The sequence below is a fragment of the Gilliamella sp. LMG 34359 genome, from assembly GCF_984569085.1.
In genome coordinates, this window is record NZ_OZ474906.1 from 1 (window position 1) to 17,520 (window position 17,520).

The 17,520-nt window shown below is 35.3% G+C and carries 13 protein-coding genes and 1 pseudogene; 4 read left to right on the top strand and 10 right to left on the bottom strand.

Translation table 11 applies throughout. The features are described from left to right. Genes dnaA through gyrB form a run of 4 tightly spaced genes read left to right on the top strand, consistent with a single transcriptional unit; the run spans nt 1 to nt 6,046 of the window. Entirely contained in the window at nt 1–1,356 is a 1,356-nt protein-coding gene (gene dnaA / locus AC5LXV_RS00005; protein WP_110432467.1) for a chromosomal replication initiator protein DnaA, read from the top strand. 15 nt (nt 1,357–1,371) lie between these two features. After that, nucleotides 1,372–2,475, top strand: a complete 1,104-nt coding sequence (gene dnaN, locus AC5LXV_RS00010; protein WP_110422509.1) for a DNA polymerase III subunit beta — start codon at nt 1,372–1,374, stop codon at nt 2,473–2,475. A 47-nt stretch (nt 2,476–2,522) separates the two neighbouring features. Further along, entirely contained in the window at nt 2,523–3,593 is a 1,071-nt protein-coding gene (gene recF, locus AC5LXV_RS00015; RefSeq protein ID WP_110432465.1) for a DNA replication/repair protein RecF, read from the top strand. Between the two features lie 41 nt (nt 3,594–3,634). Then, nucleotides 3,635–6,046 (top strand): DNA topoisomerase (ATP-hydrolyzing) subunit B, encoded by a 2,412-nt coding sequence (gyrB, locus tag AC5LXV_RS00020; protein ID WP_110432464.1) that lies wholly within the window; start codon nt 3,635–3,637, stop codon nt 6,044–6,046. A gap of 57 nt (nt 6,047–6,103) precedes the next feature. Here the strand turns inward: gyrB and AC5LXV_RS00025 are convergent, their stop codons facing one another. From AC5LXV_RS00025 to AC5LXV_RS00070, 10 genes and pseudogenes are all read right to left on the bottom strand, one after another. Beyond that, complete coding sequence (locus AC5LXV_RS00025; protein ID WP_493468016.1) at nt 6,104–7,048, bottom strand: IS3 family transposase; 945 nt, start codon at nt 7,046–7,048, stop codon at nt 6,104–6,106. After that, nucleotides 6,946–7,452: pseudogene (locus AC5LXV_RS00030) on the bottom strand (helix-turn-helix domain-containing protein). The gene AC5LXV_RS00025 and the pseudogene AC5LXV_RS00030 overlap by 103 nt, the downstream one beginning before the upstream one ends. Nucleotides 7,453–7,834: 382 nt before the next feature. Continuing rightward, nucleotides 7,835–9,319 (bottom strand): vWA domain-containing protein, encoded by a 1,485-nt coding sequence (locus AC5LXV_RS00035; protein WP_493467051.1) that lies wholly within the window; start codon nt 9,317–9,319, stop codon nt 7,835–7,837. A gap of 56 nt (nt 9,320–9,375) precedes the next feature. Next, nucleotides 9,376–10,791, bottom strand: coding sequence for a hypothetical protein (locus AC5LXV_RS00040; protein ID WP_493467052.1), 1,416 nt, complete (start codon nt 10,789–10,791; stop codon nt 9,376–9,378). A gap of 61 nt (nt 10,792–10,852) precedes the next feature. Continuing rightward, a complete protein-coding gene (locus tag AC5LXV_RS00045; RefSeq protein ID WP_110432461.1) occupies nt 10,853–11,338 on the bottom strand; it encodes a hypothetical protein in 486 nt (161 codons plus the stop codon). A 1-nt stretch (nt 11,339) separates the two neighbouring features. Beyond that, complete coding sequence (locus AC5LXV_RS00050) at nt 11,340–12,029, bottom strand: PspA/IM30 family protein (protein ID WP_110432460.1); 690 nt, start codon at nt 12,027–12,029, stop codon at nt 11,340–11,342. Continuing rightward, the gene (locus AC5LXV_RS00055; protein ID WP_493467053.1) at nt 12,029–13,636 is read right to left on the bottom strand and encodes an SUMF1/EgtB/PvdO family nonheme iron enzyme; all 1,608 of its coding nucleotides are present in this window, start codon (nt 13,634–13,636) and stop codon (nt 12,029–12,031) included. Before AC5LXV_RS00055 ends, AC5LXV_RS00050 begins: the two co-directional genes overlap by 1 nt. Then, entirely contained in the window at nt 13,593–14,816 is a 1,224-nt protein-coding gene (locus AC5LXV_RS00060; protein WP_493467054.1) for an ABC transporter permease, read from the bottom strand. The genes AC5LXV_RS00055 and AC5LXV_RS00060 overlap by 44 nt, the downstream gene beginning before the upstream one ends. 15 nt (nt 14,817–14,831) lie before the next feature. After that, nucleotides 14,832–15,536 (bottom strand): ABC transporter ATP-binding protein, encoded by a 705-nt coding sequence (locus AC5LXV_RS00065; RefSeq protein ID WP_493445466.1) that lies wholly within the window; start codon nt 15,534–15,536, stop codon nt 14,832–14,834. A 3-nt stretch (nt 15,537–15,539) separates the two neighbouring features. After that, entirely contained in the window at nt 15,540–17,516 is a 1,977-nt protein-coding gene (locus AC5LXV_RS00070) for a vWA domain-containing protein (RefSeq protein WP_493467055.1), read from the bottom strand. Between the last annotated feature and the right edge of the window lie 4 nt (nt 17,517–17,520).

The window sequence follows — 17,520 nt, forward strand, 5'->3', positions numbered from 1 at the left end:
GTGCCTAACGCTATTTGGCAAGATTGTATTTCTCAATTACAAGAAGTACTACCTACAACGGAATTCAATCTGTGGATTCGACCGTTGCAAGTGGAGATGGTTGAGAACAAACTCTATATTTATGCGCCAAACAGATTCGTATTAGATTGGGTTAAAAATAAATATCTAACTACAATTTCTCAATTGTTAAATAAACTGTTAGATAATGATTCATTAAAGTTATCATTGGAAGTCGGTTCAACTTTATCTGAAGAAAATAAATCCGAAATTAACCAATCTAAATCCGATATTGTACCTTCTTGGAAGACAACCAAAGAGAGTAATAATCACACTTATTATTCAGGTATTAATCATAAACATACATTCGATAGTTTTGTTGAGGGTAAATCCAATCAACTAGCAGTGGCAGCAGCTAAACAAGTCGCCGAAAATCCAGGTAAAGCTTATAATCCTCTTTTTTTATATGGTTCCACTGGTTTAGGTAAAACACATTTATTACATGCCGTTGGCAATGAAATTATGGCGGTTAAAGCTAATGCTAAAGTGGTTTATATGCATTCCGAACGTTTCGTTCAAGATATGGTAAAAGCTTTACAAAATAATGCTATTGAAGAATTTAAAAATTATTATCGCTCCGTTGATGCTCTACTTATTGATGATATCCAATTTTTTGCAAATAAAGAGCGTTCACAAGAAGAGTTTTTTCATACATTTAACGCTTTATTAGAAGGTAACCAACAAATTATCTTAACCTCTGATCGTTATCCGAAAGAAATTGATGGAGTTGAAGATCGTTTGAAGTCAAGATTCGGCTGGGGATTAACCATTGCTATTGAACCACCAGAGCTTGAAACTCGTGTTGCGATTTTAATGAAAAAAGCAGAGGGAAATAAAATAAAACTACCTGAAGAGGTCGCTTTTTTCATCGCTAAACGATTACGATCAAACGTCCGAGAATTAGAAGGTGCGCTTAATCGGGTTATTGCCAATGCCAATTTTACCGGTAAATCTATCACTATTGATTTTGTCAAAGATGCCTTGAAAGATTTGCTTGCCTTACAAGAAAAATTGATTACTATTGAAAATATCCAAAAAACAGTAGCTGAATATTATAAAATTAAAGTTTCTGACTTACTATCTAAACGTCGTTCTCGTTCTGTGGCAAGACCAAGGCAAGTTGCGATGGCGTTAGCCAAAGAGCTAACCAATAAAAGCCTTCCAGAAATTGGCGACGGTTTTGGTGGAAGAGATCATACAACAGTATTACATGCATGCCGGAAGATCGCAGAGTTAAAAGAAGAAAGCAATGATATTAAAGAGGATTATTCCAATTTAATTCGAACATTATCAACCTAAAAAAGAATTAACACTATGAAATTTATTATAGATCGTGAAAAACTTATCAAACCATTGCAACTGGTTAGTGCACCATTAGGTAGTCGCCCTACTTTGCCCATTTTAGGTAATTTATTACTACAAGTGAGTGAAAACACGCTATCCATGACGGGGACAGATCTAGAAATTGAAATGATATCTCACATTCTTTTAACCGAACCTTGTGAAGCGGGTGCAACGACTGTTCCCGCGAGAAAGTTTCTTGATATCTGTCGAAATCTTCCTAATGATGCGCAAATATCGATAAGTGTTGATGATAATCGATTAATTATTCAATCTGGTCGAAGTAAATTTTCATTAGCCACATTACCGGCTTCTGATTTTCCTAATTTAGAAAATTGGCAAAGTGATGTTGAACTTTCTATACCGCAAAAAACCATCAAACGACTTATTGATGCAGTGCAATTCTCAATGGCTAATCAGGATGTAAGATATTATTTAAATGGTATGCTATTCGAGATTGAAGATGGTTTATTAAAAACAGTTGCCACCGATGGGCATCGATTAGCGGTATGTGCTCAACCAGTTGGTCAAGACATATCTGAAACCTGTTCAGTGATTTTACCAAGAAAAGGGGTAATTGAGCTTGCCAAACTTGTGGCTGATAATGATGAACTCGTTAACATGCAAATTGGTAATAATAATTTACGCGTTAGTCTTGGCGATTTCACTTTTACCTCAAAACTCATTGATGGCAAATTTCCTGATTATAAACGTGTAATGCCACGAAATCCGGATAAACCACTGGAAGTATCATGTGAAGAACTGAGAAATGCATTATCCCGAGTTGCCATTCTTTCAAATGAAAAATTTCGAGGCATAAGATTATATGTACATAGCAATCAGATAAAGATTACGGCTAACAACCCTGAGCAAGAAGAAGCTGAAGAAGTGATTGATGTAAAATATGAATCGCAAGAGTTGGAAATTGGTTTTAATGTAACTTATTTGTTGGATATATTAAACACTTTAAAATGTGATTGTGTTCAATTATTGTTAACCGACGCCACATCAAGTGTGCAAATTGAAGATATTAACAATCAATCGGCAACTTATGTTGTTATGCCAATGCGCTTATAATTACTAACCATTTAAAACTTCCGGCTTAGGCCGGAAACTTTAGCAACATGACACTTTCTCAAATCAAAATTCATCACTTTCGAAATATTGATTATGCTGAATTATCATTATCCAATCACTTTAATTATATAGTTGGCGATAATGGTAGTGGAAAAACCAGCCTGCTTGAGGCAATTTATATGCTTGGCCATGGTCGAGCTTTTAGACATATACAATCTAATCGAATTATACAACATGAAAAACCAGAGTTAGTATTGTTTAGCCAAATTGAATCTTCACAACAAACGCGAACAATTGGTTTATCAAAAACACGCCATAACGAGAATACGATAAAAATTGATGGAGATGAAGGATTTCGCTTAACAGACTTAGCGAAGTTATTACCGATTCAACTAATTACGCCAGAAGGATTTGATTTACTTACTGGTGGGCCAAAATATCGTCGTTCTTTTATAGATTGGGGCTGTTTTCATCATTATCCTGAATTTGTATCACTTTGGAATAATTTAAAGCGTCTTTTTAAACAGCGTAATGCCTTATTAAAACAGTCATCAAACTATAACCAATTATTACCTTGGGACAAAGAGTTGGCTCCAATAGCCGAAAAGATCGGCGATCTTAGAGCCAATTATTGCCAAAATATATTTCCTCAAATTATAGAGACTTGCCATGATTTTCTCCCTGAATATCAACTAAACTGCCAATATTATCAAGGTTGGGAATATGGTACCCCTTATGCAGATATATTATATAGACAATTTGAAAGAGATAAGTTTATTAATTATACCTCGTTAGGTCCCCACAAAGCAGATCTAAAATTACGAGTAGATAATATTCCAGTAGAAGATTTATTATCTCGAGGACAGTTAAAATTAGTTATGTGCGCATTACGATTGTCTCAAGGTGAATACTTTTCAGAAAAAACGGGGCAATCCTGTATTTATTTAATTGATGACTTTGCTTCTGAGCTCGATCAAAATAAACGAAACTTATTAGCTAAACGATTAAAATCAGCCAATTCTCAAGTTTTTATTACCGCGGTTAATCAGGCGCAAATTACCCATATGATCGATGAAAATGATAAGATTTTCCACATAAATTCTGGTATAATTTCTTAAATAAAAAAATGCTATAAATAACCAAATAAGTCGAGAAATCCATGTCTAACTCTTATGATTCTTCCAGCATTAAAGTGCTTAAAGGGCTTGATGCTGTCCGAAAACGTCCAGGTATGTATATTGGTGATACTGATGATGGAACAGGACTTCACCATATGGTTTTTGAAGTGGTAGATAATGCCATTGATGAAGCATTAGCAGGTTATTGTCACCATATTGAAGTTACCATCCATCCTGATAATTCCGTTTCGGTACGAGATGATGGTCGCGGTATACCTACTGGAATTCACCAAGAAGAAGGTATTTCTGCTGCCGAAGTTATTATGACCGTTTTGCATGCTGGTGGTAAATTTGATGATAATTCTTACAAAGTATCTGGTGGTTTACATGGCGTTGGTGTTTCCGTGGTCAATGCATTATCAGATAAATTAGAATTAGTTATCTATCGTGAAGGTAAAATTCATAAGCAAATTTATCATTTAGGCGTACCTGAAGAGCCACTAAAAATCATTGGTGAAACAACTGAATCTGGAACTTATGTGCGCTTCTGGCCAAGCCCAGAAACATTCTCTAACATCGAATTTGTCTATGAGCATTTAGCCAAAAGATTGCGCGAACTATCATTCTTAAATTCTGGCGTCTCTATTAAACTTAATGATGAACGTACTGGTAAAAGTGAACACTACCACTACGAAGGTGGTATTCAAGCTTTTGTTGAATATTTAAATAAAAATAAAAACCCAATCCATCCAAAGATTTTTTATTTTAGTACTGAGAAAGATAATATTGGCGTCGAAGTTGCTTTACAATGGAACGACGGTTACCAAGAAAATATCTACTGTTTTACCAATAATATTCCTCAACGCGATGGCGGAACCCACTTAGCTGGCTTCCGTGGAGCGATGACTCGTACATTAAATAACTACATGGAAACCGAAGGCTATAGCAAAAAAGCGAAAATCAGTGCCACGGGCGATGATGCACGAGAAGGATTAATTGCGGTAGTATCAGTCAAAGTACCAGACCCTAAGTTTTCCTCACAAACCAAAGATAAATTAGTTTCATCTGAAGTTAAATCTGCAGTTGAATCAGTGATGGGTGAAAAATTAGCTGAATATTTATTAGAAAATCCATCTGATGCCAAAATTGTGGTGGGTAAAATTATTGATGCAGCCAGAGCGCGTGAGGCAGCGAGAAAAGCGCGTGAAATGACTCGTCGTAAAGGTGCATTGGATCTAGGTGGTTTACCGGGTAAACTTGCTGATTGCCAAGAAAAAGATCCGGCATTATCGGAACTTTACTTAGTGGAAGGGGACTCTGCGGGTGGCTCGGCAAAACAAGGGCGTAACCGTAGAAACCAAGCAATTTTACCGTTAAAAGGTAAGATCCTAAATGTTGAAAAAGCCCGTTTTGACAAAATGCTCTCCTCTCAAGAAGTGGCGACACTAATTACTGCTCTAGGTTGTGGTATTGGTCGAGATGAATATAATCCAGATAAAATGCGTTATCATAGCATTATCATCATGACCGATGCGGATGTTGATGGTTCGCATATTAGAACGTTATTGTTAACTTTCTTTTATCGTCAAATGCCTGAGATCATTGAACGAGGTTATGTCTATATTGCCCAACCTCCGCTTTATAAAGTTAAAAAAGGCAAACAAGAGCAATATATCAAAGATGATGATGCCATGACGCAGTTCCAAATTGCTTTGGCATTAGAAGATGCTTCATTACATGTCAATGATCATGCTCCTGCTTTAGCTGGTGAAGCTTTAGAAAAATTAATTGCCGAATATCAGAAAGTCGAAAAATTAATTTCTAAAATGGAACGCCGCTATCCAAAAGCGTTATTATCTGAATTAGTCTATCAAGATGTATTGGATGAAAATATCTTAAAAGATCAACAAAAAGCTGAAAACTGGGCTAAATCAATTGTTGAAAAATTATCTAATAAAGAACAGCATGGTAGTACCTATCTTTATAGTGCCGATTACAACGAGAAAGCAGCGTTATACATACCGGTTATTAAAGTAAGAACACACGGTGTTGATACCAATTACGCGCTAGATCAAGTATTTATTCATAGTAATGAATATCGAAATATCTGCCATTTAGGTGCACAATTGAAAGATTTACTTGAGGAAGGCGCATTTATACAACGTGGTGAGAGAAAACAGCCAGTTAATTCATTCGAGGATGCGGTTGATTGGTTAATTCGTGAATCTCGCCGAGGACTAACTATCCAACGTTATAAAGGTTTAGGTGAAATGAACCCAGAACAATTATGGGAAACCACCATGGATCCAACTAGTCGAAGGATGTTACAAGTTACCATTAAAGATGCTATTGAAGCAGATCAATTGTTTACTACCTTAATGGGTGACGAAGTTGAACCTCGTAGGTTATTTATTGAAGAAAATGCCTTAAAAGCAGCCAACTTAGACTTCTAGTAAATTAAACAAAAAAACCAGACACATGAAGTGACCCCATAAAGTTGGACACTTTGATTAAGCGGCTTGTAAGGCCTGATTTCGATATTCAACCGGAGTCAGGCCTTTTAATTTGGCTTTAATCCGTTTGGTGTTGTAGTATTCTATATATTCTTCTATTTTTTCAATCAATTCATCTGCATCTTGAAAGCATTGTCCATGATACATTTCTGATTTTAATAGACAAAAAAAGTTTTCAGCTATCGCATTATCTAAACAATTTCCTTTTCTGGACATACTTTGTTTGATGCCATTATTAGCTAGTAGCTTCTGATAATGGCAATTTCTATATTGCCAGCCTTGGTCACTATGTAGTAACGGTTTTTCATACTGTTTTAATCGTGATATCCCTTTTTGAAGCATATCTGTCACCAAGGTCAAACGTGCATTTTTAGCCACTTTATAAGCGATTACTTCTTGATTATATAAATCGATAATGGGCGATAGGTAAATTTTCTGTTCATTTACCTTAAATTCTGTGACATCCGTTACCCATTTTTCATTTGGTCTCGATGATTCAAAATCTCTTTTAAGATAATTAGCTACTGTTTTACCTGTCTCTCCACGATAAGAACGATATTTTTTAGGTCTTACTGTCGATTTGAGATTAAGCTGACCCATTAAGCGTTGTACCGTTTTATGATTGAGCTTAATGCCTTCATTTATCAACGTTAAATGAATTCGCCGATAACCATAACGCCCTTTATGTTCATGGTAAATCGATTCTATACGTTTTAACTCATTTTCATAAGCAGACGGCATTTTCAACCTATTAACATGATAATAAAAAACACTTTTTGCCAGTTTTGTTGCTGATAGCAAATGTTTTAAAGAATACTGATATTTAAGAGCTAAAACAACTAACGTTTTTTCTTTGTTTGTTGACGTTTTGCTTGCTTCAGCTCTTCGAACTTTTTTAGAACAGCATTTTCTGCTCGTAGATAAGCAATTTCCTCTTTTAATTCTTCAATTGTTTTTTCATCATCACTGTGAGTGGGTTCAATACGGGGGTGCTTCATACAGGGTCTTCCTCTGGAACGATATTCAAGCCCTCGGAAACCTTTTTTATGATATCTATCAAGCCAAACAAATAGAAGACCGGGGGAACTTAAATTAAGCATAGCACTAGTGTGCCCGAGAGACCAATTATTTGTCCACATTAATTTTAGTGCTTGTAATCTTGCTTCGGCATGACGTAAATGAGGTGTTGGTTAAAAGGCGTTATCACCATGAATCGCAACCACTTGGGACCAATATCGAATCTGACGAGCAGATATCGCATATTTTTTTGAAAGAATTTTCGATGATTCTCCTGATAAGAATTCATTAGCTATGATAATTTTTAATTCTCGACTATATTTTGACATAAAAAGACCCCCTGTAATTGGTTGTCCAACTATTGGGGGTCACTTCAAATAGCCGTGAGACGATATAGACTTCTCAATTATTTTTACCGCCAAATCCCAATAATCAAAAACAAAGTAAAGGTTATCGGCAATCTAAAATCATCCTGACCTAAAACAAGACATTATCGGTTTAAATCAGCAATTGATTACAGTTAGACGTTAATAAGAAAAACGATAACAATATAGGCCATAATACCGTAAGGTTATTAACTCGGCTGTTTAAATAGATAAATGCCATAAATACCGACTACTATTTTAGCCTGAATGACTTTTTGACCAACTTTTTGCCTGATTAAGACCGAGCCACTACTGATTATACTTTGATTTCATAAGTGACAGTTAGTTATTGGCAAACCGGTCGATTAATCTTGAGATCAGCAACAGCTTTATTCATTTGTTTAATCATATCGTTAGGGCTTTGAGCAATATACACTTTGCCTCCTGTAGCATTAGCGATACAATCTATTTTGTGCTCTCCAGCAATATCTACAATATTGATCTTTAAACGAGGTTGTTTAGCTGCTATATGATTAGCAAGGGTACAAATATTTGCTCGAGTACAGTTATCATCCCCATCACTAATTATAAGAATGTAATCATTACGTTTTACCCCATCAAGCATCTGGCTGGCTTTTTGTAACCCGCTGTAAAGCGGTGTTCCGCCACCACCAGCTCCACTTGGCGTTAATCGATTAATTTTACTTTTTAAAGCCGATCTATTTGAATAACTATAAAAAGGGGTTGTATCGGCTGCTGGGCAACCATTAAGCGCAACCAGTGAAATATTAATATTTTGCTGTATTTTATCAATACTTGAAAGTGCAACTTTTTTGCTAGTTGATAAACGAGTTGGCAAGCGCGTCATTCGTTTGTCATAATTAATTTTTTCTAGCTGAGACATACTTCTTGGATAACCATAAGTTAAATAATTGAAATATTTCCCAACTTCTAATGGCGATTCGGCTAAAGTTACCGTCATCGATAATGAATTATCGAATATTAAGGCCATTTTAGATGGATTACTATTTTTTACTAATTCTTCTTTAGTAATACAATTCGCTGGATTTTTTACTTTTGGTTTCGGTTCAGGGGTAACCGCAGGTGGTTGAGGTTCAGGAACCTGCGGCTGTGGTTTTACTTCAGGCTCTGGTTGTGGCTGAGCAACCGGTTCAGGTTCTTTTGGTAACTCAACAATCGGTTCCGGTTTTTTTTCTTCAACAGGTTGTATCTCTTCCACTGGCTTTGTAACAGCCGGTACAATTAGCGGTTCTACTTTTTTAGGCTCTTTAAAAGGATTAAAAAAGTACCATACTAATCCTAACACGGCTAATAAAAGTAGAGCTAAAATTAAGGTATACCACCATTTCCAAAAAGGTTTTGGCACTATTGCTGGTGCAACAGGAGTTTGAGGTAATATTACCGGCTCAAAGGTATCGACAATGACGGGCTCATCATTAATCACATAGACATGATCCTTGGAATGTTTGATCCTTGTTAACCAAGAAGAAACTACCGTTTTTTGTTCATCAGTTAAAGGAATTAATTTTACTGTAGTTTCAATATCATTAATCCGAGTCGTTAAAATTTGTTCAATTTTAACTTTATGAGATGCATTGCTTATATCATTGAGTAAGACAGGTTGTCCTTCAAGATTGGTGTACCAACCTAGGTACTGGTTGTTTTCAATTAACTTTGGCACAGCAAAAATTGAATAAGTCCGTGCAGTCAGGTGGGGTTTAAGTATTGAAAGCAAAGAACCATACTGTTCTAATAACTGTATCTTATTTAAGCTATTATGATCAAAAGCAATGCGCGTTATTCTTTGCATCTTTAAACTTATTCCTTATTACTAAACCGGTAGTTTGAAAAAATTACTATAATATTTTATTCACAAATAGGCTTACTAATATCCATATTTGAAACTGCACTATTCATTTGATTAATAAGCTGTGTTGGGTTTTTAGCGATGTAAACATTTCCACCTGTACTTTTGGCAACGCAATCTATTTTATGTTCACCTGCAATATCAACAATATTGATTTTAAGACGTGGTTTTTCTTTAGCAATTTTATTAGCAAGAGTACAAATATTGGCACGAGTACAATTATCCTCGCCATCACTAATAATTAAAATATAATCATCTCGATTGACGCCATCAAGTAGTTTACTTGCCTGTTTAATCCCATTGTATAATGGGGTCGCACTGTTATACTCCAACGGACTTAATCGTTTAATTTTATTTTTTAGTTTATTTCTATTTTGATAACCGTAAAATGGCGTTGTTTGTGCTGCAGGACAACTGGTTAAGGTCACAAGTGAAATATCTATGTTTTGTTGTATTTTATCAATGCTAGATAATGCCACTTCTTTACTCTTTGATAAACGATTAGGTAAACGTGTCATCCTTCTTTCATAAGCATCCGCTTCTTCTTCACTCATCGCATCAAAATTAGCATTTAAATACTTATTAATACTTGCCTGAGACTCCATTAATGTTATCGTCATTGAAGCTGAATTATCAAATATCATTACCATTTTAGGCGCGTCTTTATTATTGGTGACATTTTCTTTAGGTATACAATTTTTAACTTCCTCAACGGGTGCCGGCGCAGGTTCAGATTTAGGTTCAACAACGGGTTCAACCTCTTGCGGTACCGGCTTTATTTCTGGCTCTTTCGGTAGTTCAACTAGTGGATTTGCTACAGTTTGAGGCTCTTCAATATTTTGAACTACTATTGGTTCTGGCGTTTTTTCTTTTCCGTATGGGTAGAAGAAATACCAAAGTAAAGCAAGCAATCCAATTATAAATAATGCAAGTAGTAGCCAATACCACCATCGCCAGAATGATTTTGGCGGTGGCGGCGGTGTTACAGGAGATTTAGGTAAAATAGGTTCTTCTAAAGTATTTACAATAACAGGTTCATCATTGATCACATAAATGCTATTACCTAAACTTTTAATTCTTGGTAACCAACTGGATATTAAAGCCTGTTCCTCGTTGGTTAAAGACATCGATTTAATCGCTAATTCAATATCATTAATGCGAGTATGCAAGGTTTTTTCTATCTGCTGTTTATGCTCTTCGTTTTCAATATTATTAAGTAAAATAGGTTGCCCTTCAAGGTGACTATACCAACCAATATATTGATTATTATCAATTAACTTAGGTTGTCCTAAAATTGAAAAGGTTCGTTCTGTTAAATTTTTTCTTAGCAATGCTAACAAAGAATTATATTGTTCTAATAAAGAGAGCTTATTAGAATCTCCATTATCAAATATAATTCTTGCTATTCGCTGCATTGTTTCTGTATTTCCCTATGTTTAACTAAATCTGTTATTTAATTCAACAATCAGATTATCTTTAAATATTCAAAGCTTTCTGTAGCTGTTGAAGTTTTTTATTTAACTTATCTAACTCAACTTGTTTTTCCATGTCAGACGCATTTGAATTGTTAACTTTATTCATCTGCTGTTCAATGTCTTTAACTTGAGCTTGTAAATCATCACGATTTTTTGCTTTATCTTTGACTTCTTTGGTGAGCTTGGTTAATTCAGTTTTTAATTTTTGCAACTGAGCTTGTTTTTGTTTTACACTCAGTGACGTTGAGTTTTTCTGTTTCTCAATGGTTGCATAAATTTCTCGGAACTGTGCATTAGCTCGTTTTTCGTCCGCTAATATCTGTTCTTTTTTATCAATACGCGCTTGATAATTTCCAGAATAGTTACAGCTAATTTTATCCATAATACCGATATTGGTATTGGTTGGATCACATTGTTCTGGCGTTGTTGTACAACCGGTTAATAAAACCAGTGGGCTGAGTAACAAAATAAGGGATATCTTCTTCATATTAGCTTACCTTCACTGCTGAACGTTGTTGAGAAACAAGATTGACTTGCTTTTCAAGCACGGCAATTTGTTTGTGTAATTGGTTAATTTGTTTATCAAGTTTTGAAACATTTACCCCTGATTGTTTTTCTTGAGCCGCAATTGAAACCCAATCTTTTTCGACTTTTTGCATACGGGATAATTTATCTTTCAAATAAGCAATATTGGCATCAATTTGGGTTAACTCATTCTTAGCTTGCGTTTGATTCACCGTTTGCGACTTAATCTGTTTATTTAAAGTCTTAAGTGTCGCTAAATTTTTATCTAATACTGCTTTAGCTGTTTCGGTTACCGCTTGAACCTCATAGGTATTTTGCTGAACATCTTGAATATAAGCGTCAAGTCGCATTTCAGCATCGGCAAATTCAGCACGTTTAGTATCAAGATAGTAATTTGCTCCCATCAATACGCCACAACCGACAGCGGCAGAAGCAAGACATGTGCCAGTTTTACCCCCCAATAATACACAGCCAATACCGCCTATTCCAGCACCTACAGCACAAGATTGCCATGCTGATTTACTAAAAAATTTGGCACTATTACTTTTAGTTAAGGTAGGATCGACATCCTTAGAACTTGCGCCACCAGAATTTTGACAACCAGTTAAAATCATCGAGATACATAGGGTTATCGTTACTATAATTTTATTCATTATTTTCTTCCTTTTATTTCATTACATGTTTCAAGCCATAGATTACGTTCTATCTTTCCTGATTCAATATATTGATTTATATGTTTAAAATAGAGTTTTAAATAATCACTCATATTTGCTTTACCACTATTTTCTAATATAAATAGGGTAGGTTTAGATTGCTGATTAATCGTTTCCTTTTCATAATTTGTTGCCGTATTTACAATCGTATCCGAATAGTATTTTAATATAAAATCACGCGCCGATTTAGATTCATCGAGAACATTTTTTAAATTAGTGAGTTTTGCTTTAGAACACATATTTTCATCATCTAAAGAATCTGTTTCATTTGGATCACAGATTTCTTCGCTCATGGTTTGATACAAATTATTATTGTATTCAAATTTACCATTCAAATCGGATACATTAGCACATAAAAAAGCACCTAATTGTAAAGCAGATTGGATGGAACGATCTCTTTGCTCATCTCGGGCTTGATTAGCACTGCGTAAAAGCGCATTAAGTTGGTTCAATTCTTTCTTGGTTTTTTCATCATCTACTTGTTGGGTGATTTTCTCAAGTTCACTAACAACATTATCGTTTTTTGACACACCGGCTTCATTACCTAACTCCTGCCACTCTTTATCCAACTGTTTTACCAGATCATTCGACCGGATAACTTCACTGGTATAAACTAAGCGAAAACCAACATCTTTGCTTTTATAAACACTTTGCCCATCATAATAGGGTTTTTCGGTTCTAAATGCTGTTGTCATTGATGATTCAGGTGTTAAATAACTACCGCCACGAACAATTATACCGCCTTGTTGACCATGATAGCGATCAAGCTTATTCATTCTAAATGAATCAAACATCATTTCACTAGCATTTCCTAAAATATCATAAATATCAAGAGGATTTGCTTCTAATCGTCCAATTAGCTGTAATTTACCATTTGCAGATTTTGCGCCAGAAAACCAAGCATAATTTTCTAAATTATTTTTCATAGGAAATCTTAATTCACGAAATTCTGATTCGGTAACTTTCGAGCCACCTCGGGCAGCATATTCCCACTCATTATTATTCGGTAAGCGAACATAGCCTTTAGGTAAATCATTTGGTTTAACTTTTGCTTGCTTGAGTAACCATTGATTATATTTGTCAGTGAAAGCGACAGCATCAAACCAACTAATATCAGTGATTGGAAAAGCCAGATTTGCTTTAGCCGTTGGGCACTTATCATTCATAACGGCTTGATATTGAAGTAGAGTAATTTCATATTTACCAATCAGATAATATCTCTCTTTCCCAGCATCTGAAAAACTGCCCGATATATAATTAGGGGTAGCATACTCGGCGAAACCAAGTTCTTTATTATTACTACCTAAAACAATCTTAACATCATCAAGTGGTTTACGTGTTGGAGTAAAGACTTTTTTCATCACCAAACTGCCTTCGCATGGCATGGGTAGAATAACGTCATCATTTGCCGGTTTTGGATTATAAAATTTACTATCCCATGGCTCAGCATGACTTAAGCCAGGAATTAAACCAAGTACAATTAGCCAGAGAGCAGATCGACTATTACGCTTCACGTAAGCTTTCTGCGGGTTGAATTTTGACTGCACCTCGTCCTCCTATCGCAACAACAACAAATGATATAAATAAGGTTAATATAAATGCGATAATAAAATGATAAAATTGTAATTGACTAACAATCGGTTGTGAAACTAAATTTTTACCTAAAACCAGATTAAATGCACAATTACCTAATAAAAAAAGTAGGCATGACACGAGAAAAGCCAAACAACTTAATGCCATCGCCTGAGTAAGCAAATAAACCATCACTTCCTTAGACTTAAATCCAATAAGCCGCATAAAAGCAATATCTTTGCGTTTTCGTTCAATATTAGATAAGAATGAACCACTAAAGGATAATATACAACCAAAAATTGCTGTAATGGCGATCACACCGAAAATAAAGCTCAGTACTCTATCAATAGCTTGCATATTTTCAATCGCCATTGCTTGTGTGCGAGTTTCAATATTTTTCTCTCGTAACTTTAAGGCTAAGGGGGCAACATCATCCAGAGATTTAGCATAAATTCGCGCTCTAGCAAATGAATCAGGATAGGTAGAATTAGCTAAACCAGTTCCAGTTGGAAAAGTTTCACTTTGATAACCATCATAGAAATGTTCCATTTCAATCAAAAGGTCTAAACTGATAAAACCAGCGGCTCGACTATAATAAACTTCAGGAATAATGCCAATAACCTCTAATTCTGTTATCCCTTTTTCCAGCTTGCCATCTAATTGCCTAGTCATAACCATCTTGATGCGGCTACCGGTTTTTATTTGCATTTTTTCAGCGGCTAATGAACTCAATAAAACTTGATTTTTTTGGTTTATTAATGGCATATCCTTGGTTATAGGATCACCTTTTGAAGTGGGAATAACTTCAGCATTATTAACAAAATGTCCTGAATCTTTAAGCATATCCGCTTGGGTGTTTAAAGAACGAGTAAGAGGAATAACAAATGCGGTTTCCGGCTGATTTTTAATCCAATCCAACATTTGTTGATCAAATTGTAAATTACCGACAATTTTTATTTCTAAATTTTGTGGATCATTAAGTAATTGATGACGCAGTTGAGCAACAACACCATATTTTAAACTAAACAATAGTAACAAAGGGGTAATAACCGATATTACCGCGGCAATTATACAAAATGATACTTTCTTGTCATAGCATAAATCGGCCAATGATAATCGAGTAATGAATCCCCATTTTGCTGTTACTTTATCCATCTCTTATACCTTACTCTATAACGGTAGAAATTCTGATGACTGGGTTGAAGTTAATTTTGCCGATAACGTGAACAACCCTTTACTTTCAATGCGTTGCCAATCATGAGTGACAATCATCGCGGCAATATTATCTTGTTGAGCTTGTTCTATGATTAAATCAAATAACAAATTAGCATTATAAGGATCAAGCGCAGAGGTTGGTTCGTCGGCTAACAGTAACGCAGGTTTATGAATAATCGAGCGTATGAAAGATGCTCGTTGTCTTTCCCCTATTGAGAGCTGTTTTGGGTATTTATTTAATAAATGAGCAATATTAAGTTTATTGACTAAATAATCAAATCGTTGGGAATCAATATTTTTTTGTAATAATTTAGCTGATAATAAAATATTATTCTTAATATTTAAAAACGGCAACAATCCACCCGTTTGTAACATAAACCCCAAATATTGCGCTCGAATATTGGCCAATTGGTTGATATTGTTTTGATTAATCACATTAGCAATATCATAAGTTTGATTATCAACCATCAGATCATAACGAGCGACTTCATCTGGCTTAAGAATCAAGCCTATCATTTCAAGTAAAGTACTTTTACCGCAACCACTATCACCCTTAATAACAACCACTTGCCCGGCTTTCACCAAAAGTTCTGGTAAACAAACTCTAAAAAAAGATTTACCTATCGGTCTAGAAATCACCAAATTATTTATAGTTAACATATCTTATGGCAACATTTCTAATGGTATAGGATAAACATTTTCTCGAGGATCACTACCTTCAGATAATGAGATCCAACGATCAACATCAGCGTTACATTTTTGATAATATCGTACTTTACTATTTAAATTACGAATGAATTTTTCTTGTTCAATTCCACTCATGCTTTTCCATGTTTCTTGATCCAGACCAGTTACATCACTTTTATAGGGAATATTATTTAAATATTCACCCAGTAAACCTAAATCAGCAATTTTGGTGACAGAATCGGATTTTAATTTGCTTGGATCTTGCCCCATCGCGGCAGCAACTGAACGTAATTGTGAAAACATATCATCAGCAGAAATCAAGCCATCGTTAGCGGCATTAGCGATTTTAGTCACAATATCGCTTAAATCACTTAATTGTGATTTAGTTAATAAAATTCGCGGTTCTGCGGTTGGTATAGTCGGTTTGATAAAGTCTTTATCCGCAATCCATGCTTTAAACACTGACGGCGCTTTAGTTCCTTTGGTATCACCTAAATAAGCCAGCTGCATTGCTTTACTTAGTAGCAAAGCATCATTTAACATATTAGAGTTATTATCATCTTTAGCATTAAGCGCATTGCCAACAGAAGATTCGCCTTTATAGGCTAATTTAACCTGCTCAGATAATGCTTGGGCTAATAAATCGACTTTTTTACCAAATTCATTCACATCACCAGCATCAACAGGATAATAGAGTGATTTATGAATAAAATCGTTATAAGTCAGATCAGAATATTGGCTTGCAGCCACCTGATGATCTTTTTCTCCACTAGGTGTTTTTAAATGTAGCGCATAAATTGCCACACCTTTATGTTGTGCTTCCAGTCGCAATTGGGCCGCATCCATACCAGTGCTTGAGAGTTTATCATCACCAGGAATAGCGCTGGCATCAGTGATTAAAATCATATAACGAGCACCGAAACTATTCCAATTAATATCATTCAATGCTTGTGCAACGCCCGCATAAGAATCTTCAGCATAATAAGCGGTTGAGACAGAGGCTTGTTTTAGCGAGGCACTAAGTTTTTTGAACTCATCTTTATTTTTGACTTGATTAGGATCAGCAAACACCTTACTGACGAATTCCAATTTATCCGACGCTTTTAAGCTTGAGCGAAAGGAGACCAAACCAAATTTAACTTGATCTTGTAAATGCTCTTTTTCAATACGCTGATAAACTCGTTCAATCGCCTCTTTTGTTCTGGAAATATAAGGATCCATAGAGATAGTTGAATCAATAACAAATACAATTGCCGCCTTAAACGGAGCGACTTGATTAGTATTGTCATCAGAAGATGAAGATGAAGTTGAAGTTGATGGTTGGTTATTTTTGTTAATGATAGTCTGTTGTTTACTAACCGAAGCAACCTCGAGAATTCGTTCGTAAAAACCTTGACCATTCATTACCTCTTCACCTTGTAAAATCGGTAATAAATAAAAATTACTTTTGAAATCAACAAATTCCTTCGGTTCTTGTGCCAAAATTTGCGCAGAAGGTTTATTCTCTTTTAACGCATCTCGAATCGGTTTTAATAAAGTTTCCGGTTTGTCTGCATCAACAATTGAAGATAATGAGGCTTTATCTTTAAAAAATAACAGAGGATCACGATCAACGGGATTAGTGAACACTAAAGTCAACTGCATATTCCAAGCAATCGCACATGAATTGTTAATCCAACCAACCGTTTTACCATAAGAATCCGGCCCCACATTCAACCACTCTTGATTACTTTCATTTTTACGTTCATAAACATAATAACGAGAAAAAGCTGGTACAGGTTGACCAGTGGCGTCATTAATATTCTTTTTCAGCTCACAAGTCGGCGTGCTAAGAACTCGTTGGTAAAGTGTTGTTTTTCCCGCTTGCTTTAATGGCTCTAAAGCCGAACTAACCAAAGGTAAGCAAGTAAGGCTAAATCCGATAAGCAATGTTGACAGTACTGTTTTTTTCATACCC